General features: G+C 43.5%; 15 protein-coding genes. 13 read left to right on the top strand and 2 right to left on the bottom strand.

Going from position 1 to position 19,848, the window contains the following annotated elements:
* Window positions 1-31: 31 nt before the first annotated feature.
* Genes NP165_RS16615 through NP165_RS16605 form a run of 3 tightly spaced genes read left to right on the top strand, consistent with a single transcriptional unit; the run spans window position 32 to window position 2,279 of the window.
* Window positions 32-880, top strand: coding sequence for an ABC transporter ATP-binding protein (locus tag NP165_RS16615; protein ID WP_257085645.1), 849 nt, complete (start codon window positions 32-34; stop codon window positions 878-880).
* Window positions 877-1,809: an ATP-binding cassette domain-containing protein gene (locus NP165_RS16610; RefSeq protein ID WP_257085644.1), complete on the top strand. Its 933-nt coding sequence runs from the start codon at window positions 877-879 to the stop codon at window positions 1,807-1,809. The genes NP165_RS16615 and NP165_RS16610 overlap by 4 nt, the downstream gene beginning before the upstream one ends.
* The gene (locus NP165_RS16605) at window positions 1,806-2,279 is read left to right on the top strand and encodes a transcriptional regulator (protein WP_257085643.1); all 474 of its coding nucleotides are present in this window, start codon (window positions 1,806-1,808) and stop codon (window positions 2,277-2,279) included. The genes NP165_RS16610 and NP165_RS16605 overlap by 4 nt, the downstream gene beginning before the upstream one ends.
* A gap of 398 nt (window positions 2,280-2,677) precedes the next feature.
* Here the strand turns inward: NP165_RS16605 and NP165_RS16600 are convergent, their stop codons facing one another.
* Entirely contained in the window at window positions 2,678-4,648 is a 1,971-nt protein-coding gene (locus NP165_RS16600) for a replication initiator protein RctB domain-containing protein (RefSeq protein WP_257085642.1), read from the bottom strand.
* Between the two features lie 1,236 nt (window positions 4,649-5,884).
* Here NP165_RS16600 and NP165_RS16595 point away from each other — a divergent pair.
* The 8 genes from NP165_RS16595 to NP165_RS16560 all read left to right on the top strand — a co-directional run bounded on the left by NP165_RS16595 (window position 5,885) and on the right by NP165_RS16560 (window position 16,993).
* On the top strand, window positions 5,885-7,102 hold the full coding sequence (locus NP165_RS16595; RefSeq protein ID WP_257085641.1) for a ParA family protein: 1,218 nt from the start codon (window positions 5,885-5,887) through the stop codon (window positions 7,100-7,102).
* A 7-nt stretch (window positions 7,103-7,109) separates the two neighbouring features.
* A complete protein-coding gene (locus NP165_RS16590) occupies window positions 7,110-8,081 on the top strand; it encodes a ParB/RepB/Spo0J family partition protein (protein WP_257085640.1) in 972 nt (323 codons plus the stop codon).
* Window positions 8,082-8,176: 95 nt separating this feature from the next.
* The gene (locus NP165_RS16585; protein WP_257085639.1) at window positions 8,177-10,222 is read left to right on the top strand and encodes a GNAT family N-acetyltransferase; all 2,046 of its coding nucleotides are present in this window, start codon (window positions 8,177-8,179) and stop codon (window positions 10,220-10,222) included.
* 211 nt (window positions 10,223-10,433) lie between these two features.
* A complete protein-coding gene (locus NP165_RS16580) occupies window positions 10,434-12,116 on the top strand; it encodes a flagellar assembly protein A (protein WP_257085638.1) in 1,683 nt (560 codons plus the stop codon).
* A gap of 522 nt (window positions 12,117-12,638) precedes the next feature.
* A complete protein-coding gene (locus NP165_RS16575; RefSeq protein ID WP_257085637.1) occupies window positions 12,639-13,058 on the top strand; it encodes a hypothetical protein in 420 nt (139 codons plus the stop codon).
* Window positions 13,045-14,586, top strand: a complete 1,542-nt coding sequence (locus NP165_RS16570; protein ID WP_257085636.1) for an OmpA family protein — start codon at window positions 13,045-13,047, stop codon at window positions 14,584-14,586. The genes NP165_RS16575 and NP165_RS16570 overlap by 14 nt, the downstream gene beginning before the upstream one ends.
* 2 nt (window positions 14,587-14,588) lie before the next feature.
* The gene (locus NP165_RS16565; RefSeq protein WP_257085635.1) at window positions 14,589-16,145 is read left to right on the top strand and encodes a hypothetical protein; all 1,557 of its coding nucleotides are present in this window, start codon (window positions 14,589-14,591) and stop codon (window positions 16,143-16,145) included.
* Between the two features lie 11 nt (window positions 16,146-16,156).
* A complete protein-coding gene (locus NP165_RS16560) occupies window positions 16,157-16,993 on the top strand; it encodes a hypothetical protein (RefSeq protein WP_257085634.1) in 837 nt (278 codons plus the stop codon).
* 156 nt (window positions 16,994-17,149) lie between these two features.
* On the opposite strand, the gene yegD is transcribed toward NP165_RS16560, so the two are convergent.
* Window positions 17,150-18,502: a molecular chaperone gene (yegD, locus tag NP165_RS16555; RefSeq protein ID WP_257085633.1), complete on the bottom strand. Its 1,353-nt coding sequence runs from the start codon at window positions 18,500-18,502 to the stop codon at window positions 17,150-17,152.
* Between the two features lie 273 nt (window positions 18,503-18,775).
* On the opposite strand from yegD, the gene NP165_RS16550 reads away from it, so the two are divergent.
* Both NP165_RS16550 and NP165_RS16545 read left to right on the top strand, forming a co-directional pair.
* Window positions 18,776-19,021, top strand: a complete 246-nt coding sequence (locus NP165_RS16550; protein WP_257085632.1) for an HP1242/YdcH family protein — start codon at window positions 18,776-18,778, stop codon at window positions 19,019-19,021.
* 191 nt (window positions 19,022-19,212) lie between these two features.
* The gene (locus tag NP165_RS16545; RefSeq protein ID WP_257085630.1) at window positions 19,213-19,833 is read left to right on the top strand and encodes a LysE family translocator; all 621 of its coding nucleotides are present in this window, start codon (window positions 19,213-19,215) and stop codon (window positions 19,831-19,833) included.
* Window positions 19,834-19,848 lie beyond the last annotated feature (15 nt).

The raw sequence follows: 19,848 nt of genomic DNA, 5'->3' as shown, positions 1-19,848 counted from the left end.
TCATTATCTTTTGAATTGAGTAAGTGAGATTATGGATAATCAAGATACCGAGCATGCCTTTCATGCTGACCCCATCATTCAAATTAGAGATCTCTGCGTCGATTACATTACTGACAACGGCGATTTCAGAGCGGTTAACAGTGTAAATTTCGATATAGGTAGAGGAGAAATCTTTGGCCTTGCGGGCGAATCTGGTTGCGGTAAAAGCACCATCGCGTTTGCGATCAACCGACTTCACAAGCCACCTGCGTTTATTTCTGGAGGGCGGATAATCTTTGAAGGGAAAGATCTATTAGCGCTTTCAGATAAGGAAATGAACGCGATTCGATGGAGCGAGATCGCAATGGTGTTTCAAAGCGCAATGAACTCCTTAAACCCGGTTCTGACCGTTTTGGAACAGTTTTCAGATGTTTTACGGCATCATCAAGGGCTCAGTGATGAAGTGGCTAAACAGAAAGCTGAAAAACTCCTCGATCTCGTCAACATCCCACGAGATCGTATAACAGAATATCCTCATCAATTCAGCGGCGGCATGCGTCAGCGTTTAGTTATCGCCATCGCCCTATCCCTAAATCCCAAGATGATCATTATGGATGAACCCACCACGGCATTGGATGTGGTCGTTCAGCGGGAGATTCTTCAACAGATTTATCAACTTCGGGAAGAGTTTGGATTTTCGATTTTGTTCATTACTCATGATTTGGCGCTGATGAGCCAGCTGTGTGACCGAATTGCCATTATGAGGCACGGTGAAATTGTGGAAATCAATGAATCAAAGAACATTCGTAACCATCCTCAACACGCATACACTCAAAAACTTTGGGCCTCTTTCCCTAACATTCACGAAGGGAAGCACCAAGCGCAAGGAGCGACGCTATGAGCAATCCAATTATTTCACTCAACAATGTCGTTAAAGAATTCACGATTGGCGGTGGTTTTGCCTCTGAAGACCGATTTAAGGCACTTCAAGGCGTGAGCTTTGATTTGTACAAAGGACGCACTCTCGCGCTTGTTGGGGAGTCAGGATGCGGTAAAAGCACCTGTGCACGCCTGATTACAAAAGTCTATCCGGCAACATCTGGCGAAATCTTGTTTAACGGCAAGAATGTCGACCACATACAAAGCCGAGCGGAGCTTCAAGAATACCGCAGTAAAGTCCAAATGGTTTTTCAAGACCCGTTTGGTTCACTTAACCCAACTCACACCATCGCACATCATCTTACCCGCCCGCTGAAAATTCATAAACAAGTGGCCAGCGAACGAGAGATCCCTAACCGTTTACAAGAATTGATCGACCTCGTCGAGTTAGCGCCCGACACATTGGAAAAGTATCCACACCAATTGAGTGGCGGACAACGTCAACGGGTGAATTTGGCACGTGCTCTTGCGGTGGGGGCTGAAGTCATCCTCGCTGACGAACCGACGTCGATGTTAGATGTGTCCATTCGTTTAGGCGTGTTAAACCTGATGCAACGGATGAAGGAAGAGCTAGGTATCGGCTTTTTGTATATCACACATGATCTTGCGACAGCGCATTACATCGCGGAAGAAACCGCTGTGATGTACCAGGGACAAATTGTTGAGTGGGGAGATACTCAAGCAATCTTAACGGATCCGCAACATCCGTATACTCGCCTACTGATCTCTGCGGTTCCCGATCCAGACCTACCGTTTGGAAAACTCGTGGAAAGTGAACCAAACTACTTACAAGATGCAGAAATTATTCGATCAACCAGTACCGTTGTCACACAAGGCTATGATCAAGTTGGTCAAAATCATTTTGTAAAACACTGGGTTAATGCCGCATGATGAAATTAGATACGTGGGTAGAGCAGATCCGTGACTGCTACGAAAATCGGAAGCATGATCAAGTTGATTGTATCGAATGCCTGATCCTTAATGCTCCTGATGATATCTGGGGGCCCGAAATCACCGAAACACAAAGCCAAGCACTTAGCTATTGGCTGGATGGCTGCCTACGTATCTACCTCAACTCACGCTATAACGCGCCAGAAAGAGCGTACCAATATCTACAGTTGGCATACAGCAAACTTCAACAAGTAGTGTGTGAGCCACGTAGTGAACTGGCGTTAAAAGATTGGTGTATGAAACGCTTGCAGCACTTAGCCGTTCTTAGCTTAGAGTTTTGCAATCAGCAAACGCACGCAAACTGGCAAATTAAGTCTCATCAGTTAATTGAAGCGCATGTCCACTTCATGGCGGCGCAATCTTGGAATGAACCCCGAAACGATGATCAAGGCTATGTGTCGAGACACTAAGTAAAAGGAAAAGATCTTGGAAGCATGATCAAGTGTCATTTATCACATGACCTGTACACCCAGGTGACTCCGAAGCTCTGAGATTCTGAATGACAGGCAAAAAAAAGCGAGTTCATAGAACTCGCAAAAATATTCAGAATGAATGTAACAATATGAGCCAATCTATCAGGGATAATGCAATCCCATATCAAATAAGAAAGGGCAAAGGTTGTCTATTCGCGAACCAGATTATCGGCTTACCGTACACTCAATGTCAGTCCACTGTCAGCTAAATGTCTAGGAAATGTTTACTATCTCTGTTTTATACAATTTTGAGAGTTGTGCGACACTTTAAGCAATAAAAAGAAGCAAATAAAAAGCCTGCATCCTCTGCTGGCTCTAAATGTTGGACATATCCCTTAGACAGCCACTTCATCGAGCGCTCGGAAGACCATCTCATCCAAATGCCCTTCCATCACCTGCTTACATACTTTTCGGCGTACAGCTAAACCAGCAATCAGACGTTCGATCGAGAGGTGTTTGTTTTCACTTTGACTGTTGTACAACTCAACCATTTTGCTGAGTGTTTCATAAGGAATCGCCTCCTCCCCTACTCTCAGGTAATCCAGCTTGTCGATTAGCTCTAAGCACTCTTCTTGAATTGAGCTATGGGAATGCCCAGTCATAGCCGCCAAAGCCGTTATAGAGCGTTCTAGAGCGCCTGGAGAGGTATATTTGGATAGAGTAATAGTAATCTCGTCAGCATTGATCTCAACCAAGTGTTTACGCAACTTCACTCGTCGACCCAATTTTCCTTTTGGTGAACGCTCTTTTCTCTGGATCGGTTCGAACTCGCCGTCAATGATTTGCGACATTTCTTCGAGTTGCTGTTTTGTCACCATTTCATTACGCAACGGGTTAGGCAGAGTCGGCGCCATGTTTCGTTTACCCGCGTTTGTCGTTCGGGCGCGAGAATAACGTAGCACTTCTTCGGCATCACACTTGATATCAAAGTTATAGTCTTTGATCTTCCCTTTCTCTTCAATCGCAGAGATCGTTAAGTGGTAACCCCATAAGTTCACAACAAAAAGATCTTCACTCGCTTTTCCATCCGATAGTCTCTTCAGTTCGCGGATCAAATCCATAGAGAACCGACGCCATTCGATATTTCGTGCCAGTTTTTGATTCAACTCACTCAGCAGCATTTCATCCGTATGGCGACGCGACATTCGGGTTCGGAAATAACTGTATAACTGGAAAACCAATGTGTGCTGCTTCAGGATCTCAGGCGGAAACAGGAAGAAATAATCTCTGGTTAGTAGCTCTTCGTAAAACGATGGCTCCCAAACTAGGATGTATAGGTTCGGTTTAATGCGAATTTCGCCGTCAGCGCCCTCTGTAGGGGCTTCTTCGGATGCAGTAATGGTACGGGCCAAAAATCTGAAACGATCGCTCTTAAAGCCTTCTGGCATGTTTTCACTAAGCCATCGACCAGTGAGTTCGTGCAACTGAAAATCTGTGAACTCAATTCGATCTATACTGTCTCGAATAGAATCGCGAGCAGGACCACTATCCTTCTTGCCTCGAAGAGACAAAATATCGGTGATATACAACGGTGTTTTGTTGGGCACTTGCGTACCATCGAGCTGATATTGATGCTGGTGGTGCTCTTGGTATTGAACAGTCAGTGTGAACAAGGCAAACAGAGTCATGAGATCATCAACGGTCATGATGTTCTTTGAAGATCGTGTTTCAATCACGGCACGTGTTCCAGAGATCGACACCATGCTCTTTTGGTATTGTTTGCGAGTACGCGGCGGCGCAAGCGCTTGGTCGATGATCCCTGCCCAATTAGTCGGTGAAACGACAAATTGATCGGCCTCGTCTTTCATGACCGGTGGCGTGTTTAAGCCATGTTCATTAAGCAAACGTTTATTAACTTGTGTCTGAGCGAGCGCTTTTGATCGTTTCTGTTTTTCGCTTTGCTTTACCGACTCTGTAACCAAACTGGTTGCACCAAGTACAGAGATGAGTTTGTTCGGATTAACAAAGCGGTGCAGCATGGTTTTGCCCGCCAGCCCTTCTTCGAATCGTACAGGGACCTGGTGGAATAATCCGACGTTTACAGCGGCTCTGAGGCGTTGTTGAATCGCCGCACGTGTTACGTGGCCATCTGTTGCTTCGATCAGTTCTGTTGTGGAAACAAGGCCATCTTTGCTACTGAATCCTCTCAAAGAGATAAGGTTCAGAAGTTCTACTATACTCTTCGTCACCCCTTTAAAGTGCTGGTATTGTTCTATCCAATTGACTGCTGTCTCTGAAACCTCAAACAAGTGTCCATCTTTGTGGCTTCTTGGGGCTTTGATCAGTATTTTTTCTTCCGAACTCATTATTAGATCCGTATCACACTGGCCGTAATATCGCTATAGTTCCCGAAGAATAAAGAAAAAAAGATCATAAATAAAGAAAAACTTATTGTTTTTAAATAACTGATCTTTCTGATTAATATGATCTTAAATGATTATATGATCTATTGATCTGGCTAAGGTTTTACTTATAACTCACTGTAAAATATTAGGTTTTTTTTTGACGCTCTGAAAGCATGATCATGATTTAAACGAAAGCATGATCAATAAATGCTTGAAAGCATGATCAAAATTAGTCGAAACCATGATCATCAACAATTAGAACGCATGATCAAAGTAATCTCAGAAGTATGATCATCAAGTTCGAACACGTTATCCACAAGGGCTTGAATAACTTTCAATTTGATCGAGTGAATATACACAAAGCAGTGATTAAATTTCCCGAAAGAATGATCAAGGTAGGTGAGTTCGTCATTAAACTTCGCGCATACGATCGTAAGATTAGTGCTTCGAATGACGTGATAAAAAGGTTATCCACAAATCACGGTTTTAGGCATTGATGCCGAAAGCATGATCATGAATATCAATGTAAGTTGTCATTCAACGCCCTGTCTGCCCGATTTTGGCTTAAAACCAGTAGATATAGCCCTCAAGCCCTAATCCAACTGCATTCTTCCGTAATTAGTCTCTACTTTTCCATGCTTCCGGAACGATATACATCTTGATCATTGTTCCGATCTTTCAGTCGTTTCGATCAAGCCCACTTCCCTATCGAACCATTCGCTTCTTGCCTTGATCATTGTTCCTATAACGATAATAATGCCCGAAAGCATGATCATGATTATACCCTTGATCATCGTTTCGATACGAGAGAATACTTTCCCCTATTCCATACTGTGCGCGGTTCCTTGGTTTAGCTTGGTGCTTTTAATCTGGTTGTGAGATTTGTTTTTGCTTGTCAAAATGACATCTCCCGTAAAATATGTACTAAAGTTAATCGTTCCGGGAAAAATTACCGTTAAATATGTTTACATTGTAAATTAGTGACAATGTAACACTTTAAAAGTTTACCTGTTAGCTAGGGTTTACCAATCAAAAATAACCTGTCAATTTTGCTACTTTTTGTTCACCGACATTAAAAGTAATGAAAGTTTTCTATTTAATGTGATTTTCATCTATAAGTGATTGTTCACCTTTTTATTGTCTATAGATTGCAATGCTGTACAATCGTAACTAAGTCATTAATAACGGAATTTGGCAATGAAAAGAGAACAAACCATTGAGAGTCTCATTCAGTTAGCTGAGCAAACAGCACAGGTGCAAGCTGATCGTATTGAGATTGTTTTGGAAGAACGAAGCGATGATCACTTTCCGCCAATGTCAAAGGCATTGATGGAAACTCGCTCAGGTTTAACCCGACGTAAACTGGATGACGCTATCAGCAAGTTAGAAGAGTCAGGTCACCAGTTTACAAAAAATAATGCCAATCACTATTCAATTTCGCTTCAAGAAGCGCATATGTTGATGGACGCGGCTGGCGTGCCAAAATTCCATGAGCGTAAGAAACATGGTGACAATAAACCATGGATTATCAACGTACAGAACCAAAAGGGTGGTACAGGTAAATCCATGACAGCCGTGCATTTAGCGGCTTGCTTAGCGTTAAATTTAGATAAACGTTACCGTATTTGTTTGGTTGACCTTGATCCACAAGGTTCACTTCGTTTGTTCCTGAACCCGCAAATTAGTACAACGGATCATGAAAATATCTATTCTGCTGTCGATGTTATGCTGGACAACGTGCCAGAGGGGACAGAAGTAGACGCGGAGTTCCTGCGTAAGAATGTCCTTCTACCTACGCAATATCCAAACTTGAAGACAGTGTCTGCGTTCCCTGAAGATGCGATGTTTAATGCAGAAGCGTGGCAGAATTTGTCTCAAAACCAGTCTCTAGACATTGTTAAGCTACTTAAAGAAAAACTGATCGACAAAATAGCGGATGATTTTGACGTTATTATGATCGATACAGGTCCACACGTAGACCCGCTAGTTTGGAACGCAATGTACGCATCGAATGCGTTACTTATTCCGTGTGCTGCTAAGCGTTTGGACTGGGCTTCTACGGTTAACTTTTTCCAACACTTGCCGACGGTATATGAAATGTTCCCAGATGATTGGCAAGGGCTAGAGTTTGTTCGCCTGATGCCTACCATGTTTGAGGATGACAACAAAAAGCAAGTCGCAGTCCTGACTGAGATGAACTATTTGCTAGGTGATCAAGTTATGATGGCGACAATTCCTCGCAGTCGAGCATTCGAAACGTGTGCGGATACGTACAGTACCGTATTTGACTTAACAACAAGTGATTTTGAAGGTGGTAAGAAAACGCTCGCGACCGCGCAAGATGCGGTGCAGAAAAGTGCATTAGAGCTAGAGCGTGTACTTCATAGTCATTGGACATCACTAAATCAGGGGTAATTAGGTAATGGCAATTAAAACTTCAGATTTAAACGCAAGATTATTTGGTAAGGCGAACAAGCGCCATGTAACAACGCCTCAGCAAGCTCAACAGGCTGCGAAAGAGCAGGCTCAAGTGATTGAATTGGCTGTTGCCGGTGAAGATACGGTTCAGTTTGAACTCATTCGTATCCCGGCAAATGAAGTCAGTGAAAATACCATCGTCTTTTCAGAAAACGCACGTGAGCAATCGTTCCTGAATGAGCATGCATTGTCGGATGTTTTAGTCACGCTCAGAGAACGCGGACAGCAGTACCCAGCGGTTGGTCGAAGAAGAGAAGATGGCAAGATTGAAGTCCTTGACGGTAGCCGCCGTCGAATGTCATGTATCTTGGCTGAAAAAGAGTTCTTAATTTATGTAGGCGAAAACATCAGTGGGGAACACGCTAAGTTTCTTTCTGACGTGGCAAATGCCCATAAGCCGTTGTCACTTTTTGAAAAAGGCAAAGAAATGCTTGCCAAGTTAGAGAGTGGGGAAGCGGAAGATCAGAAAGCTTTGGCGAAAATGTTCCAGTGCAGTGAGGCGTTAGTGAGTGGTGCACTGAAAGCTGCAGATTTACCTCTTGAGCTTCTTCAAGCGTACCCGAATGTCGCGGATTTAGGTCGTCCTACGATCGTGAAGCTTCATAAGCAGTACAATACATTAAATGATGAAAAGCGTTCTGTACTACTAGGAAAATGCGAGTCAGATGATGGCTTTGTTTGGCAGCGTAGTTCGGCGCAAGGTGTAGCTCGCATTACGAAGGATGTGACAGAAACAATCGAAGCGTGGATTGAAGAACTGGCTCCGAGCAAAGCAAAGACGGTCTCTAAAACAGATTTAGTGAAAGGTCGAGCAAGCTATGTTCGCAAAGGAAACGATTTGTCTTTGAATCTCAAGAAAGTCGATGAGTTACTTATGCAAGAAATTCTCGATTTCGTTTCGAGTAAGCTTAAGTAGTTACTTATCCCAGACAGATATCAAAAGCCGCCGAGAGCGGCTTTTTTTATGCCATAATATTGCTCTTCATACTTTATATTTCGTTTGAGTTCATCATGGTTGTCACCCAAAAATACATTCACCAGCTTTTCAGTGCGGCCTCCGCTGATCATCATCGCTACGGCGTTGTTTTACGCGGGGATAGGGAGTGGCAATTAGAATGGCTCAAGCAGCTTGCGAATGAAAAAATCGGTAGTCATATCTTCCAGCTAGGTGGTGAGGTGCTTTCTTTCACCACAAAGGGAGTGGCTATTTCAAAAGGTCAGCAGTTATTGGGACAAGAGTGCCAGCTTCTTATTTGCGATCTTAGTGAAGGTTTTGACGCCAATAGTTTTAGCGCTGCAATTGGGTGTGTTGTTGGGGGAGGGCTCGTGGTCATTCTGCCTAACTGCTCGCCTTCATGTTCCTTCGATGAGCAATGGTTAGATCGTGCATTAGAAAAGTTAGTCGTTGTTAGGCAACACGAAGCGCTACCCAAGGTCCCTAATTGCCGTCCCTCCAGTTTAGAACCTTACGCACAACAAAATCGAGCCGTAGAAGGCGTCAGAAAAGTTATCGAAGGTCGTCGAAAACGTCCTCTCGTTATTACAGCGGATAGAGGGCGAGGGAAGAGCAGTGCACTCGGAATCGCAGCCGCTCAACTTATGCAAAGTCGAACGATGCATATTATTGTCACTGCGCCAAGCATTGCTACTATTCAGCCAGTGTTCGAACATGCGCTTCGTCTATTACCACAAGCAATAGGCGAGAAAAACAAAATCCGTTTTGAAGGCTCCATTCTAGAGTTTGTCGCACCCGATGAATTACTACGTTCCACGCCATACTGTGACTGCATTTTTGTTGATGAAGCATCAGCCATCCCTATTCCTATGCTGAAAAAAATGGTCGATCATTATCACCGAGCAGTATTCTCTACAACGGTTCACGGATACGAAGGGTGCGGTCGAGGATTCACTCTTAAATTTCAAGCTTGGCTTGCGAAACATCGACCTGGCTATAACCACATCCACCTCGATCAACCGATTCGCTGGAACGTTTCTGACCCATTAGAAGATTGGCATTTTGATTCGTTTCTTTTAGATGCAGAACTCGATGAGTTGGGTTCTACAGATACAAGTGATATCTCTTTGAACCACATCAGCAAGCAGCAGTTATTTGAACAACCTCAAAAGTTGCGTTCTTGCTTTGCGTTGTTGGTGAACGCCCATTATCAGACTTCCCCCAATGATTTGATGCTTCTACTTGCTGACGAAACAATACAGCTTTACGCGGCTTTTGCTGGAGACATTTGCGTCGGTTGCATTCTAACGGTTCAAGAGGGCGGGCTAGATTCTGATACGATCGCCCAGATACAGCTAGGAAAACGTCGTCCAAAAGGGCACCTTGTTGCGACCACGTTAGCCAATCAGCTGGGTGTTGCCGATGCAGCTCGCCTGAGCAGTATACGCATAATGAGAATAGCTGTTCATCCTCAGAGACAAAACCAAGGGGTAGGGGAGCGGCTATTGAGTCAGCTTAAAGAGATAAGCTCTGCGGATTTCTATTCCACGAGTTTTGGAGCAACGAGCGAGTTAGTGTCGTTCTGGAAAAAATGCGGCTTTACGCCAGTCAAATTGGGCAGCACTCGAGAGCAGTCTAGCGGCACGCATTCTTTAATTATGGTATCAGCACAGGATACTTGGCTGAATCATGTGAAATGCTACTTCCGCCAGTTTATGCATTTCTCTCTTTCTTCTCTGTTTCAAGACTTAGAGATAGACTTGGTACGTGCGTTGGTCGATGGCGACAATTCGGAAGTTGCGCATACTCATTTTATTCCACTTGTAGAGAACTACACGTTGGGCGGTGCAAGTTTTGATAGCGTTGCACCGATGTTAGATAGCTACTGGAAGTCTTGTCCCGTATTGATTAATTCCGCCAGTGACCTAGTTATTCGAAAGTTGATACAGCAATATAGCTGGGAGCAGTGTGCAAGAGAGTTTTCGTTGGCGGGTAGAAAGCAAGTTGAACAGCAGCTCCGTTCAGATTTAAGTGTTCTGCTCTCACCAATTATCGCGTACTCTAATTTACACTGTAAAACACAAACCAGTACTCCTCGCTAAGTACACCAATTTACACTGTAAAATCATTTACAGGTTTTACAGTGTAAATCCAAAAACAGTTTACAAATCACCTTTAACGGGCATTTCTGAGCTCTGTTGAAAGTACAATCCTATTCAGTGACTGCGCTCTAATTTGTAGTACTTTCGATTTAGTAAGTAACAAAAATTGAATACACTTAATCTAGACAGGCTGTTAATGGGTTAGTGGTATATGTGGGAAACGTTGCTGGAATTATCCGAGGATAAACGCAGAGTGATTGCGAAGTTAGATCCTCAAACAGAAATAGAAAGTAACCTAGACACACAAGGACTCGGTGTTGCGTTGAGCAGTATAGGCGCAGAAGACTATTTCGTATCGTCAGATGAGGCAGAGAGATTTTTGAAACTGGCAAAGGCTCGTAAAAGCGAAGCCTACCATGGAATCCAAATCGCCGAAGTGAAAGACGTAGAACTTGAAATCGTTATTTCTGAAAACGACATGCTAGCCACCATGGTTATCACTGGCGCTTATAAAGGCAACCCGCTTGTTGGTCACCAGATTGTTAGTGCACTTGCCGATTCTCATGTTGTGAAGGGAATTAACAAACTAGCACTAAAAAAAGTCCTAGTTATGAGCCATACCCTAAAACCTGGCGAAACATTCTCGCAGCCGGTGGCTCGAGGCAAACATCCTATCAATGGAAAGGATACTCTGTTGAAACCCTTGGTAAAGGATCCGACCAAACAGATTCTTGCCCCGAAAGAGAAAAAAACGAGTGGCAAGATAGACATGCTCAACTTGGGCGAAATGATCAGTGTTGCGGTAGACGAACCATTAATGGAAAGAATTCCCGCAACAGCTGGGGAACCCGGCTCAACCGTTTTAGGACGTGTTATTCCAGCCAAGGCAGGCAGAGATTGTATTCTCAAGGAAGGAAAAGGCTCGAAAATATCTCAAGACAATCCGAACTTACTGATTGCGACGGCGTCGGGTATGCCTGTTATTCATGATCGTAGCGTTGATGTCACTGAGGCGATCTGTTTACCCAATGTAGGTGTTGCAACGGGGCACGTTAAGTTTAAAGGTGATGTGGTTGTTCTGGGGAATATCGAATCCGATATGATTGTTCGAGCAACCGGAAACATATCGGTAGGTGGGTTTATTGAATCCGCGAATGTGCAAGCAAAAGGCGATATTAACGTTGCAAAAGGAATCATTGGCCACAATGTGTCTGAAGGAGAGCCGAAAAGCTGCATTGTAAAATCCGGTGGTTCAATCCATGCCAAGTATGCTCAGTTTTGCGAACTGCAAGCGGCGGAAAATATTCAGCTTCAAGTTCACTGTATGAACAGCGAAGTGCGTTGTGGAAAAGATCTTGTTGTTTCTAACTCCACTGGGAAGAAAGGAACACTAAGTGGCGGGCACGCAAAAGTGGGTGGGTCAGTGACCTGTGTCGAATTGGGCGTTGAAGGTGATACAGCAACTCACGTTGAGGCGTTCGCTCATTTTCACAAGCATCGTGAACGTCAGGTTAAATTAAAGGAAAACTATACTCTTGCGCAGGAAGAGACGATGTCGCTCGTACGTCAGGAATTAGAGCTGAAGAAAGTGCCTAAATCTGAACGTGAGCCTGAGCAAGAAGAAAAGTTAGAATCGCAAAAGTTAGAAGCAAGTACCCAGCTTGAAGCGGCGAAACTGGCGAGAGATGTGAATCAGGCGGATCTTAACGATGCGCTTGCTGAGGCAAAAATTGAAGCCACCAGCAAAGTCTTTACTCATGTAACGGTGCAATTTGGTGATGAGAAAATAACAACCAAGCGTGTTCATGGAGCCAGCATTTTTTCATTCAATCAGTACGAGATTGAGTGCCGTTCAATGCTTGAAGATGAAGCTTTTGACGCTGAAGATGTTTAACCTTGCAACACGCTTAGTATTTTCGACCAAGCGTGTTGTGCTTATCAGCGCTCCTCTAATCACTAAATTTATTCCTTCTTAAAACACCGTAAGTGGGCTTAATCCGCCAATATCAACGACATCTGGTTACACAAATCGTTCTTAATCTTCCGACCGAAAATATAAATTGTATTTATGTGAAAGTTTCAATGGGCAATGGTTTAGCGTCAACTCACGTATCAAAAAAAACTGATCCCCAAACTTGGCAACCGTAATGTCTAAGAAATTGAATAAAGATCAAATCTGCGAAGTCAAATTTGTGATTTTAGTTAGAAGAAATTCACATATGTATACGTGATATGTGAAAACGCTATCTATACATTCAGTTTCTCATTTGCAATAATGACCAAAATAATTTTAATAATATATTGTATTTAAAGAATGAATTGGTTAGGGGTCTATTACTGTGGGAAATTATCTTAATATTACCGTAAGTACCTATCTTAATGTTCTTGTCTTGAGGTAACTGGGCGAAGAACACCTATGCGATACAAATTTATCTTCATACCTTCAGTTGCAATGGTAACTGTTGCGGCAGGGTTTTATTTTTTTCCAAACTATTCTCTGCCTCCTTGTCACTCTTTTCTTGGTGAAATACGTTCCGGCCAAGAGGTTACAACGTTTAATTTCACTGTTGAACTTAAAGAAATCACGTTAGAAACCTCTTTTAATGAACCGCTGAGAGAGCTCGGTATGCCGGAGTCAATTCGGTATCGTTTTTCTATTATTGGTGCGTCTGACCAAAATAATACCTGGGTTTATCAGCTGAAAGAAAAACAAAGTGGTTTTGTCCAAGAATTAAAAATAGAGCAAATACAAGATGGTTATTTTTTAAATTGGGCAAATGACAGAAAAAATAATATTAAATATACGTGCATGGTAGGAAAAAATGCAGAACTATAAAAAAATCGCTATTGCAGTTAGCTTTTCTCTCGCTGCAACAAGTTGTTCAACGACAGGTGATTATGGTGGTATTAGTACCGGAACAATGATCGGTTGTGCCGGTGGCCTGATTGTCGGTGGCTTGGCAGGTAAAGTGATTGGTGGAAATGAGGGAGCATGGATAGGAGCGGGTGTTGGTGCATTGGTTGGATGTTCCCTAGGTTACTACTGGGCACAGCGAGAAGCAAAACTCGCTGAAGCTGCTCAAAAGCAGGGTGTAGATGTTGAGTTTGAGCGTATTGGTGCGGCCGAAGGCGATGGTGTCGAGAGCATGGTGGCGGTCCAGTCAAAAGCCATTATTGCGGCAGAGAATTCGGGTCAAAAAGAAAAAATCGAACATGTAGTTGGAAAGTCAGAAATAGTCGGCTTATCCGCGACGGTTAAAGGCGATATTTTTCGCACAGGTCAAACGTCTATTTCAAGCCAAAAACATAAACGCTTTTTTAGCAACTACGCCGAAACGGTTAAGACAAGTGACAGCGCGGTATTGATTGTCGGTCACACCGATAATACGGGGTCTGCTAAGGTTAATGCTGATGTCTCACTTAAACGTGCAAGGAGTGTCGCGGAAGAGTTAATTCGAAATGGCATCCCTCAAGAGAACATCTATATCTATGGTGCTGGCGAATCACAGCCGATTGCGTCGAATACAACCACTGCGGGGCGTGCTGATAACCGACGTATTGAGGTTGTCACGCTATCGAACAAACCAGAGTACGTGACCAATTATGTGAAGTACAAGGCATCTGAACCTAGCTACGCAAAAATCCGCACAACAGACAATATTGCGAAAAAAAGCAGCACGGTTAGAGAACAGGTCGCAAGCGGTCAAGGTAAGTCTTCTGTTAGCGCAAAAGCTGTGAGCGACGTGATTGCCAAAGATAACGTAAGAAGCGTAAACAGCAGACAGTTTATCGATTTCGGTGGTGCAATATACCAAGGCAATGAGGACAACTTATTTGCTTATATTGGTGCGAAAGAAACCAATAGCTTTTCCATTATTGGTCAGGCAGTAGCGGGCGCATTGGAAGAAACATCGTGTGTTTATGATGAACCAAGCGTCACCACATCTCTTTATAAAGTCAGCGAGAAAACGCTAAGCACGACCGATTATTTACCAGGCATGAACCGAACGGCTTGGTGGGGTAAGGTTAATGAACATGGTATCGGCATGGCGCCTTTAGCCGTTGATCGAAGTACTTTAGATATTACTGAAAACCCAACCATATCCGTTTATAAAAATTATTCCTCAAATAGACAAGCAAAACCAATGAAGACCGCGAAAATGGTAGATGTAAATATCTACAATGGATCTGAAGGGGTTATTTATCGTGCGTTTATTAAGGATAAAAACTACCCAATTAAATGTATTGATATTGCGGTAGATAAAAAACATAAAAATGGAACGTTCAACGCGTTCGCAGGAAAAATCTATTATCAAGGCCCTAAGGGTTTGATGATGGCTGATTACAAACCAGGAAAAGCATAATCATGAATGAATTAACAAGTTGGCTTCTACTTAATAGACTGCTGGTTACAGGTATTGTATCCGCAGTTTTAGCGGTCATTATCTATTTTAATAACAGGGCTGCCATTAATTTACATTTAAAGGCGTATTACTACCGTTTCCCACTTATTGGTAAAAACGCGCGTTTGAGTAAACGCTTTGGTATGGATGACCAAAATTGGTTTAATTCGGAACGTGAAGTTTGTAATAGCTTCCTTCCTTATTTTGATGATTGTAACGCAGATGAATATCACTACGAACAATCTGCTCGTTACCTGAATAAAGTCGGTGATACAGGCATCAAACCAATGAGCTGGTACATCTGGCTTGGCTTATCAATTTTGGTTGTGATCGAAGCTGCGGGTTTTGCTTACATTCTTGCAGGATTCACTATTCAAGATGGAAGTGAAGCGATTCAGGTTCAGGGCGCTATCGCGATTGCTATTGTACTAAGTATGATTTTGGTTTTCTTAACTCACGCCATGGGTGGTGAGATATATCGTAACCAACAGATCGGCAAGGTGCGTTTACGTTGGGGTCACGACGAAACTGTTACAGAAGCGTATGTTGAAACGGATCAGTTAGTTGGTCTAACAACGAAAACGAACGAGTTAGATGACAATCAACCAAGCTGGAAACAGATTGCTAACCGACTTGCGAAAACGAATGCTGACTTCAGTAAATCATGGACAATGAGCATTTTGACGGTCGTTGTGATTGCTATCGTTGGTATTGGTGCGACGTATGTACGTGGTCAGGTGTTAGAGAAGTTAGCCATTGAAGAAATCAGTGGTCGTACGCAAGACGGAATGGGTTCAACATTCTCAATTGAAGACCCATTTGCGGATGCGCCACCAGCAGAGCTTACTAGCTATAACGACGAAGCAGACGATGCTGCGTTTCGTGATGCGATCCAGGCGCATAAACGTGGCGGTTGGATGACATTCATTATCCTGGCTGTCATTTTTGTAGCGATGCAAGCGATCAGTATTTTCCTAGGGTTCAAGACGACATTCTCTGGAAAAGAGTCATCAAAGGCATACAAAGCGACGCATAAGTTCTCAAACTTAAATGCGTATCTTGATTACCATGCTGCAAAACGCGCTGGTGTTGAACGTGTTGCACAGAGCGTACTCTCCCACTTGCAGAGCAAACTTGCAATCAGCGCGCGTAAGCTAGCAGGTGATAAGAATATTTTGAACGCTGCGAACAAGCCTTCTGCTCGTACCTTTATCAATTACTATAAGTTGCGTGAACTGCAAAACCAGCAGACACCAGAAGTGATTCAAGCTCAAGCGCCGGTTGCGAAAACAGTAACAGCCGCTGCGGAATCACCAGTTGTGCAAGAGGCTCAGCCTAGCGTTGTCGCCATTGAAACGGGATTAACTGACGCAGATATCATCGAGAAAGTGAAAGCGAACGAACTGGATGGCTTAACAGATGAGCAAATCGTAGCTGCACTTAAAGCAATCAATAACGAGCCAAAAGCTGAAACCCCTCAGGAGCGTTTAGCTCGCCTTCAGCAACAAGCGATGTCTTGAGAAGATAAATTATGAAATTAGTAACAAAGATTTTTCTAACTGCAGTGGCGTTAAGCAGCCACTTTGCTAATGCAGCCGTTGTTCGTAATGACGTACCAAGCTGTAGTGCGGATATCTCGTCTGAGTATTATCAGTTACCTAGCGAGAGAGAACTGGTTATCCTGATTGATAAGACGATGGCACACTCTCTGGCTCAGGATATTAAATCAGAGCTTTATAAAAGTCTGACACGTTTTATCCAACCAGGTGACAAAGTCCAGCTTGTTGAGTTTTCCTCTTTTGCTCAAGATAGCTACACAAAAGTTGTGTTTAAAGGCCAACTGGATGCACCACTTAGCCAAGATAACCGAAACTACATCAAAAAGTCTGCACTTAAAGCGTTTGATAAATGCTTGGATAAGCAGCACAAGTTTATGATCAGCAAAGTAGGTATTGGTCTTAAAGGCGCATTTGAGCCACAGGACAAACCAACCAACACAGAACTGATCGGGACTTTGAGTGATATCAGCAACCAAGTATTAGGTAACTCTGACGCTAAACGTAAGGTTGTGCTGCTAATTAGTGACATGCTTGAAAACTCGGATATTACCTCTTTCTACAAAAATAACCGCACCCGTGTCATTGATGCACAAAGTGAAATTCAAAAAGTGTCTTCTGCACAAATGTTCGCAAACTTCAATGCAGCTGATGTTTACGTTGTTGGCACCGGTGTTATTCCAAGTAGCAATCAGTACGTCTCAGCTCAAAAAATGAACCACCTAGAATCGTTCTGGAAGAGCTACTTTGAGCAAAGTAATGCGAGGCTATTAGGTTTTGGTAAACCGATGCTTCTTAGCGATATCCGTTAACTTCTAAATAAAGGGCATTCAGTTGCCCTTTTTTATCGCTGTTTTTCTGGCTCAGAACCAAAAGAAGTTAAGATGTTTTGGGCAAAACCATCTCATAACAAAAAGCCAGTCGTATACGCGACTGGCTTTTTTAAACTTGGTTAGATTTTGTTAGTGCTATTTAAAACAAACCTCTGCCCAGCGCGCTAAGCCTGCGGTCACCGAACCGAAGTAATTACCACTCACGACGGGAATATTGGGTAGTGTTTCCTGAACAGCGCTACGTAAGATAGGAGAGCGTGCCGAGCCTCCTGTCATAAATATCGCGTCGGGTTGAACGCGACCTTGCATAACCGCTTCTTTGACTAACTCAGCCATTTTTTGTTTTGGAGACTCTATCGCGTTGATCATGTCTTCGAAGTGAATATCAACTTCTAATTGCTCTGAGAGCAGGTTCATGACAACGCTATATTGCGGGTGTTCAGACAGCGCTATTTTAGCTTCTTCAGCATGTCGTACGATGCTATAGCCCAGTGTCTCATGAAATACTTCTAATAATCTTGCCAGCTTTTCGGGCTCTTGTGCTTCTTTTTTCAGTTGATTTAGCGTTGCCAAGTTAGAGCGAGAATAGAAGTCAGCTTGAGCGTCTACGCTGTTAATCGCAATCGGATTCCAAAATTGGATATGCGGCATCGCTATGTTTGCTGTGGTTTTACTACCAAGACCAAATGGCGTCATGAGCTGTTTAAATGCCAATGCAATGTCGAGATCGTTACCACCCACGCGTTGACCGCTATGTGCGAGTAAGCTTTGTGCTCTGTTCGATTGGCCTCGCCAGCGTGGACCCATCTCGATTAATGAGCAGTCTGTAGTACCACCACCGATATCGACGACAAGAACGGTTTTGTTCTCGGTCAGTGTCGCTTCATATTCTAGTCCGGCAGCAACAGGTTCAAATTGGAACTCAATGTTTTTAAAGCCTGCCCGTTTAGCGGCTTTGAGTAATATGTTTTCTGCTTGCTGGTTTGCAGCTTCACTGTCTCGGCCATGAAAGTTAACAGGGCGACCAATCACTGTATCGGTGATGCACGCTTGCGCATCGGTTTCCGCATTTCGTTTGATGTTGTCCATCATGGCGCAAACCAGATCTTCAAAGAAACTGACCTGAACATCTCGTAAACCAGATGCACCAAGGAAAGACTTCGGTGATTTTACGTAATAGGTTTCGCTAGGATCTTGAAGATAAAGATCTAAGGCTGAGTGCCCAAATGCGAGATCCGATGCTTCTAGATCAATACATTCTTCTCTGTTTAAAGCAATTGCTCGGCGAAGAACTTGTTCACCAACGCTGTCGAGCGGTTTGATATCACGAAACTTAAACAGGTATTCAGCAACGGATTCACGTGTAGGAGCCGCCAGTGTCGAAGGAATATAGATACCGTCATTTTCGAGCGTTAAAAGTCTTGGCTCTCCTTGCTCCATCATTGCCACGGAACAGTTAGCTGTACCATAGTCGAATCCGATAAACATAAAACCTCCTACGTATGAAAAAAGGTCGGCAATGCTACCTTAATATGGCGATGGTTTCTACACCGATACCCGTTGTTCTCATTCATCAAAATGGCTTTTATTAAACTTGGCGTTACCGTTTACTGGCGCGTATAGAAGCGGAAATAGCGTTCGTTTTATTGGTGAGTAAAGCGAGCCGAAGTTGAGTTCACATGTGAATTCTTTTGAAAGTGCTAAAATTGTTCAAAGAACCGTCTTTTTAATGGTCCACAATGAGCTAATGAAGGGGTTACTATGTTAGGTGAAGATCATTCTCTGTTAAGTGAATTTCCTGAACATCAAGATACGATCAAATCGCTTTCTAGGTCTGATGCCGCGTTTATGAGCGACATGAAACAGTATGATTTACTGGATCAAGAAATACGCAAACTCGAACTGAGGGATTCCCCGGTGAGTGACGCAGCGATGCTGCAAATGAAGCATGATCGTGCTGCGATGAAAGATGGGCTTCACGGGAGGATTCTCCACGCTGCCAAGTAGCGTATATAGTCAATATTGAGGGCGCACAGCGCCCTTACTCATCTAAATTCATCTGCGTCCGCCACGTTCCCATTTATCTGTTTTACCGCATAAAGCACGTAAATGTTATCTCTCCTAATTTTTCATCACCCGATTCCAACAATCCGTGATAATCTGATTTTACAATCAATAACTCGAAACTCTGTGAGCCAATGAATACCGCATTACTAGGGATGTTTATCCCAACCTTTTTCTTTGTGTCTATCACCCCCGGGATGTGTATGACACTTGCTCTTACGCTTGGGATGAGTGTGGGGTACAAACGCACTCTGTGGATGATGGCAGGTGAACTGGTCGGCGTAGGTTTGGTTGCGGTAGCCGCAGTACTCGGCATTGCAGCGGTCATGCTCAATTATCCTTGGTTGTTTGTCGCGCTTAAACTATTAGGTGGTAGTTACCTATTTTACTTAGGCGTGCAAATGTGGCTCTCTCGCGGAAAGCTCGCCATCAATATGGATGAAAGCGCAGCGGCTCCGCAAAGCGATTGGAACTTAGTGGTTCAAGGATTTGTGACCGCCATTGCTAACCCAAAAGGGTGGGCGTTTATGATCTCGCTACTGCCGCCATTTATTGATCAGAAAGCAGAATTAGCGCCTCAGTTGGTTGTGTTAGTCAGCATTATTTTGTTCTTTGAATTTGTTTGCATGACACTCTATGCGACCGGCGGAAAGGGCTTAAAAAGAGTACTTGGTCATTCTCAGAATGTTCGCTTAATGAATCGCATTGCGGGGACATTGATGATGGGCGTGGGTATCTGGTTATTAGTCAGCTAATAGTTGCTTTGAATA

The organism is Vibrio japonicus (assembly GCF_024582835.1).
GTDB lineage: Bacteria > Pseudomonadota > Gammaproteobacteria > Enterobacterales > Vibrionaceae > Vibrio > Vibrio japonicus.
Note: the sequence above shows the minus strand (reverse complement) of the source record. Positions and strands in the feature narration are given on the sequence as shown.

Excerpts from the sequence above, each read along its gene's own strand:
- NP165_RS16615 (WP_257085645.1), top strand. The coding sequence starts at position 32 with ATGGATAATCAAGATACCGAGCATGCCTTTCATGCTGACCCCATCATT.
- NP165_RS16610 (WP_257085644.1), top strand. The coding sequence starts at position 877 with ATGAGCAATCCAATTATTTCACTCAACAATGTCGTTAAAGAATTCACG.
- NP165_RS16605 (WP_257085643.1), top strand. The coding sequence starts at position 1,806 with ATGATGAAATTAGATACGTGGGTAGAGCAGATCCGTGACTGCTACGAA.
- NP165_RS16600 (WP_257085642.1), bottom strand. The coding sequence starts at position 4,648 with ATGAGTTCGGAAGAAAAAATACTGATCAAAGCCCCAAGAAGCCACAAA.
- NP165_RS16595 (WP_257085641.1), top strand. The coding sequence starts at position 5,885 with ATGAAAAGAGAACAAACCATTGAGAGTCTCATTCAGTTAGCTGAGCAA.
- NP165_RS16590 (WP_257085640.1), top strand. The coding sequence starts at position 7,110 with ATGGCAATTAAAACTTCAGATTTAAACGCAAGATTATTTGGTAAGGCG.
- NP165_RS16585 (WP_257085639.1), top strand. The coding sequence starts at position 8,177 with ATGGTTGTCACCCAAAAATACATTCACCAGCTTTTCAGTGCGGCCTCC.
- NP165_RS16580 (WP_257085638.1), top strand. The coding sequence starts at position 10,434 with ATGTGGGAAACGTTGCTGGAATTATCCGAGGATAAACGCAGAGTGATT.
- NP165_RS16575 (WP_257085637.1), top strand. The coding sequence starts at position 12,639 with ATGCGATACAAATTTATCTTCATACCTTCAGTTGCAATGGTAACTGTT.
- NP165_RS16570 (WP_257085636.1), top strand. The coding sequence starts at position 13,045 with ATGCAGAACTATAAAAAAATCGCTATTGCAGTTAGCTTTTCTCTCGCT.
- NP165_RS16565 (WP_257085635.1), top strand. The coding sequence starts at position 14,589 with ATGAATGAATTAACAAGTTGGCTTCTACTTAATAGACTGCTGGTTACA.
- NP165_RS16560 (WP_257085634.1), top strand. The coding sequence starts at position 16,157 with ATGAAATTAGTAACAAAGATTTTTCTAACTGCAGTGGCGTTAAGCAGC.
- yegD (WP_257085633.1), bottom strand. The coding sequence starts at position 18,502 with ATGTTTATCGGATTCGACTATGGTACAGCTAACTGTTCCGTGGCAATG.
- NP165_RS16550 (WP_257085632.1), top strand. The coding sequence starts at position 18,776 with ATGTTAGGTGAAGATCATTCTCTGTTAAGTGAATTTCCTGAACATCAA.
- NP165_RS16545 (WP_257085630.1), top strand. The coding sequence starts at position 19,213 with ATGAATACCGCATTACTAGGGATGTTTATCCCAACCTTTTTCTTTGTG.